This is a genomic window from Acinetobacter sp. ATCC 27244 (assembly GCF_000156555.1).
In the GTDB taxonomy this organism is placed as follows: domain Bacteria; phylum Pseudomonadota; class Gammaproteobacteria; order Pseudomonadales; family Moraxellaceae; genus Acinetobacter; species Acinetobacter haemolyticus.
On sequence record NZ_GG665950.1, the window covers coordinates 1 to 5,467 of the forward strand.

Consider the following 5,467-nt stretch of genomic DNA (forward strand, 5'->3'; position numbering starts at 1 on the left):
GACAGACGGCAATGTTTTTAATCGAAAATATGCTTATGTTTCATTATTTGGATTAGAGTCATTGAGTGATTTAAAAACTCAGATTTATAGCAATATAGAGAGCTTTCATTCCTCAGTAGAAATTCCGAAGTGGATTAAAGGTTTACCATCAATTTTTAAAGATTCTCGTGTTACACAGTTAGGGATAAGTGCACCAGTTAAATTGATCGATAATTTAATGTTCAATCGGGTGAATGATGCCATCATCTGCTTTGATGACTTTGAGCGTATGTCTAATAAACTTGATATTAAAGATGTCATGGGGTTAGCCAACTATTTAAAATTAGAAAAGAATTGTCAGGTCATATTGATTTTAGATGAAGATAAAGCTGAAGGTGACAATAAGAAAAAGTATGCGGACTATAAAGAAAAGTTAATCGATGAAACGATTGTTATCAATTCTGTTGAGCCTTTGATAAGGGAAAATGCGAAAGATATTGATGAAGCATTAGTCAATCTGATGATTGATTTTGCTGATAAGTTAGATATACATAATTTTCGATTTTTTCAAAAAGTAATTAAGTTGTATCGTGATTTTAGAAAGTCTTTACCAGAAGTAGTTGCTGACTCAACGAAAGAAATTATTCTGACTAGAATTTTACAAGGTTTTTTTATCCAAGATTTTGGTACAGCTTCTGAGGTGAGTTGGGAGGATTTTAGAATTGTTAGTGAATCTAAGCAAAGTGAATGGTCTGACAAAAAAAAGCAAACTTATCTAAAATTCGATAGACTTTTCAGTTCTTACAATTACTTTTTAAAGCAAGATGATTGGTGCCTAGAATTTAGAAAATGGTTTGAACAGAAAGATGATTTTTCTAATGAGAACCTAATAAAGTTAGCTCAATCTGAATTGATAAGTGATTCTAATAACAAGTTAAGAGACAAACTTTCAGCTCTTTTGGATGAGCGTGATAATTATCAGGCAAGTGATGATTTTATAGATCGGTTATATTCAATTTCTTGTCAAAGTATTGGTATCAGTTCTTTACCCGATCTTAGAGCTTGTATTAGTACATTAGAAGATTTTGAGAAGTCTAAAAAAGCTAAGCTGCTTGAATCGAAGGTTATAAGTTGGATTAAGGAAAAATTATCTAAGGATAGAAACGCTTTTAAGATAAGTGGGTTATTTGAGAGTCATGGATTTGAAAATATTATTCAAGAATTCTTGAAACTAAATCCAAATACGCCTCCTTTAAAAGATGCTATTTATCATGTTTACATAAATAATGCGTATTCAGATTTAGATTTAGAAAGTATTAGAAATGCTGATAAAAGCAGTTTAAACCAATTTATATTCAAGGACTTTCAGGAAGATGAACGTTTTATAAATACTAGAGTTCATCATCTCATCTCTCGACTACCTAATCAGCAAAAAAAGTTTGTAATCGAGATACTGAATGAAAGAGCGCAGGTTTCGAGCTTTCAAAAGATATATGTAAATTATCTTATTGCTAAGTTAACAGATGAAGAAAAGGAGTCGTAAGACTCCTTTTTTTATCACTTCAACATCGGTTTTAAGAAACGTCCTGTATGTGAGATTTCAACCTCAGCGACTTGCTCAGGTGTACCTTCTGCAATAATTTGACCACCACCAGAACCCCCTTCAGGGCCTAGATCAATCACCCAATCGGCAGTTTTGATCACATCCAGATTATGCTCAATCACTACAATGGTATTACCCTTATTGCGTAGTTCATGCAAGATGTCGAGTAACTTGGCAATATCATGGAAATGCAAACCTGTGGTTGGCTCATCTAGGATATATAAGGTTTTACCCGTATCACGTTTTGCTAACTCACGCGCTAATTTTACGCGTTGAGCCTCACCACCTGAAAGGGTTGTTGCGGCTTGACCCAAACGAATATAACCAAGACCCACTTGAGTCAGGGTTTCTAGACGACGATGAATTACAGGAATTGCACTAAAAAATTCGGCAGCATCTTCTACGGTCATTTCTAACACATCAGAGATATTCTTACCTTTATAGCCCACTTCCAGCGTTTCACGGTTATAACGCTTGCCGTGGCAGGCATCACAAGGCACATACATATCAGGCAGGAAATGCATCGCGACCTTGATCATGCCATCGCCTTCACAGGCTTCACAGCGTCCACCTTTTACGTTAAACGAGAAACGACCTGCGCTATAACCACGTGCTTTGGCTTCAGGGGTTTGCGCAAATAACTCGCGAATTGGGGTAAATAACCCTGTATAAGTTGCAGGATTCGAACGTGGCGTACGACCAATTGGACTTTGGTCAATATCGACCACTTTATCCAAGTGTTGCAAACCATCAATCGAATCAAACTTTTCTGCGGTAAGAGTGGTTGCACCATTGAGTTGAGTGGCTGCTAAAGGCAATAAAGTACGGTTAATTAAGGTTGACTTTCCTGAACCTGAAACGCCAGTGACACAGGTCATAATGCCTAAAGGAATGGTCAAATCGACATTTCTAAGATTATGTCCACTTGCGCCTGAAAGCTTAATTACTTCATCAGGACGTGGTGATTGAGTACGTTGTTTCGGTACTGCAATTTTTAATTTGCCTGAAAGATATTGGCCTGTAAGCGAATCGGCATGGCTCGCCAATTCATCATAGGTTCCTTCGGCGATGATCGCACCACCGTGAATCCCTGCACCAGGTCCAATATCAATAATATGGTCCGCAGCACGAATTGCATCTTCGTCATGCTCAACCACAAGCACGGTGTTGCCCAAATCACGTAAACGAATCAGCGTTTGTAATAGGCGATCATTATCACGTTGATGTAGACCAATCGATGGTTCGTCAAGCACATACATCACGCCCATCAAACCTGCACCGATTTGCGAAGCGAGACGAATACGCTGTGCTTCACCCCCTGAAAGGGTTTCAGCCGAACGTGCTAAGCTTAAATAATTGAGTCCAACGCTCACCAAAAAGTGTAAACGCTCACGAATTTCTTTAAAGATTTTATCGGCGATTTCGCCTTTAGCCCCCTCAAGATTGAGATCTTGATAATAACTTTCTGCATCACCAATCGACATCTTGGTGATTTCAGCAATGGTTTTGTCTTTAACACGAACATGACGCGAGATTTCATTGAGACGAGAACCACCACAGGCATCACAAGCGGCATTAGATAAGTATTGAGCTAAGTCATCTCGAACATAATTCGATTCAGTCTCACGATAGCGGCGTTCCAAATGTGGCAAAATTCCTTCAAAAGGCTGCACACGGTTATGTTTACGACCACGTTCATCAATATAACTGAGGTCGATTTTTTCTTTGCCTGTACCTTGTAAGAATTTCTTTTGTGTCTCTTTATCCAGTTGATTCCACGGGGTATCGAGTGGAATATCAAAATGATCTGCGACTTTTTGAAGCATCGTATAGTAATACGGACGCTGTCTGTCCCAACCACGAATTGCACCTTGGCTGATCGATACTTCTGGATTTGGAATAAGTTTGTCGGCACTAAAATGACTACGCGTCCCTAAACCATCGCAGACAGGGCAAGCACCAAAAGGGTTGTTAAATGAGAACAAACGAGGCTCGAGTTCAGCAACTGCACGGTCACATTCAGGGCAAGAGTGTTTCGCTGAAAAGACGCGTTCAGGGTGTTCGCCATTCATCCACGATAAAATTGCAATATCACCACCTAAACGTAAGGCAGTTTCAAAGGATTCAGCAATTCGATTACCAAGATCATCACGTACTTTGAAACGGTCGACCACGACTTCGATGGTATGTTTTTTCTTTTTGTCTAATTCAGGTGGGGTATCAATATCAATAATTTCGCCATCGACACGCGCACGCACAAAGCCTTGGCTTTGTAATTGTTCAAATAAGTTACTGTATTCACCTTTTCGCTCACGAACCACAGGTGCGAGCAACATCAGTGCCGTACCTTCTTCAAGCGATTTTACTGCATCGACCATTTCCGAAACGGTTTGTGCGACCATCGGTAAGTCATGTTCAGGACAGTAGGGTGTCCCCACACGCGCATAGAGTAAGCGCAAATAGTCATAAATTTCGGTAATCGTTCCAACGGTTGAACGCGGGTTATGACTTGTCGACTTCTGTTCAATCGCAATTGCAGGCGATAAACCTTCGATTGAATCAACTTCAGGTTTTTCCATTTGCGAAAGGAATTGGCGTGCATAGGCTGAAAGTGATTCAACATAGCGACGCTGACCTTCAGCATATAAGGTATCAAATGCTAAGGATGACTTTCCTGAGCCTGAAAGTCCCGTAATCACCACAAACTTGTCACGTGGAATATCGAGTGACACATTTTTTAAATTATGGGTACGTGCGCCTCGAATACGGATATGACTTTGACTCATAAATACATCTCAGTAATGTGATAATTGAAATAGGGAGTGTAATCTGTTTCCCTACAAGGAATTGTGAAGTTTCCTCAAACCCTCTATATAATAGCGATTTAAAATTGTTCAAGCTGTAACAAAACGATTTTAAGCGTCAGTTTGTGTCGGATAAATGATGTGGCTCATGTTTTAACATGAAATTTTTATATTGCCCAAGTGTTTATCTGTAAGTTTCACAGACCATTTAGTAAAAAAATTGTTCATTGCTGAGGATAAGATGTCACAAAAATTAAAGATGACCAGCATTGTGCTGGTGTTATTGGTCTTCGGCTATTTATTTGCTTCACCCTATTTAACGATTTATCAAATCCGTCAAGCAATTGAACAAGAGGATAGTGCAGCATTGGCCAGTCATATTGATTTTCCAAGTGTACGCCAGAGTTTAAAAGATCAGGTGAACGCACAAATGTTGCAAGACATGCCTCAAGCGCCTTCGTCAGAGCGCGGACTCGCTGCACTTGGGGCAATTTTGGCGTCATCGATGCTGGATAAGGTGGTGGATGTTATGGTGTCACCGCAGGGAATCACGATGCTGATGCAAGGCAAACAACTCAAGGACAGTTTGCCTATGCAAACGCAGTCAGATTTTCAAACCACACATTCATCCGAATCCGCATCTTTATCTGGTGCTGAAAAAGTAAGCTATAAAGGTCGTTACCAGTCTTTCAATCAATTCGCCGTGCAAATTCAGCATCCACACAATCGTTTTCCGACCAAAATTATCTTGCAAAGAACAGGTTTGAGCTGGAAAGTCACACAAATCCAATTGCCGATCGAGCAAAATCGCTAGATCAATGCTACATTCATTTCAATCATAGGATGAGCAGAATAAGGAATCGAAAAACATGCTAGCAAATATTTTAATTGCATTGATTGGTCTATTACATGTTTATATCTTAGTGTTGGAAATGTTCTTGTGGGATAAACCAGCAGGTTTGAAAGCATTTGGAAATTCGCCTGAAAAAGCACAACTCACTAAGGTACTGGCACAAAATCAGGGACTTTATAATGGTTTCCTTGCCGCAGGTTTTATTTTGGTCATTGTGTGCACCTGAAA

General features: G+C 39.5%; 3 protein-coding genes and 1 pseudogene. 3 read left to right on the forward strand and 1 reads right to left on the reverse strand.

Going from position 1 to position 5,467, the window contains the following annotated elements; translation table 11 throughout:
* On the forward strand, positions 1–1,522 hold a 1,522-nt coding region (locus HMPREF0023_RS02140), incomplete at its 5' end, for a hypothetical protein (protein ID WP_008941057.1).
* 14 nt (positions 1,523–1,536) lie between these two features.
* Here HMPREF0023_RS02140 and uvrA read toward each other — a convergent pair.
* Positions 1,537–4,368, reverse strand: coding sequence for an excinuclease ABC subunit UvrA (uvrA, locus tag HMPREF0023_RS02145; RefSeq protein ID WP_005088654.1), 2,832 nt, complete (start codon positions 4,366–4,368; stop codon positions 1,537–1,539).
* 259 nt (positions 4,369–4,627) lie between these two features.
* On the opposite strand from uvrA, the gene HMPREF0023_RS02150 reads away from it, so the two are divergent.
* Positions 4,628–5,200, forward strand: coding sequence for a DUF2939 domain-containing protein (locus HMPREF0023_RS02150; protein ID WP_017396722.1), 573 nt, complete (start codon positions 4,628–4,630; stop codon positions 5,198–5,200).
* A 55-nt stretch (positions 5,201–5,255) separates the two neighbouring features.
* Positions 5,256–5,467 (forward strand): annotated as a pseudogene (locus HMPREF0023_RS02155) (DUF1304 domain-containing protein); the annotation flags it as partial.

Excerpts from the sequence above, each read along its gene's own strand:
- uvrA (WP_005088654.1), bottom strand. The coding sequence starts at position 4,368 with ATGAGTCAAAGTCATATCCGTATTCGAGGCGCACGTACCCATAATTTA.
- HMPREF0023_RS02150 (WP_017396722.1), top strand. The coding sequence starts at position 4,628 with ATGTCACAAAAATTAAAGATGACCAGCATTGTGCTGGTGTTATTGGTC.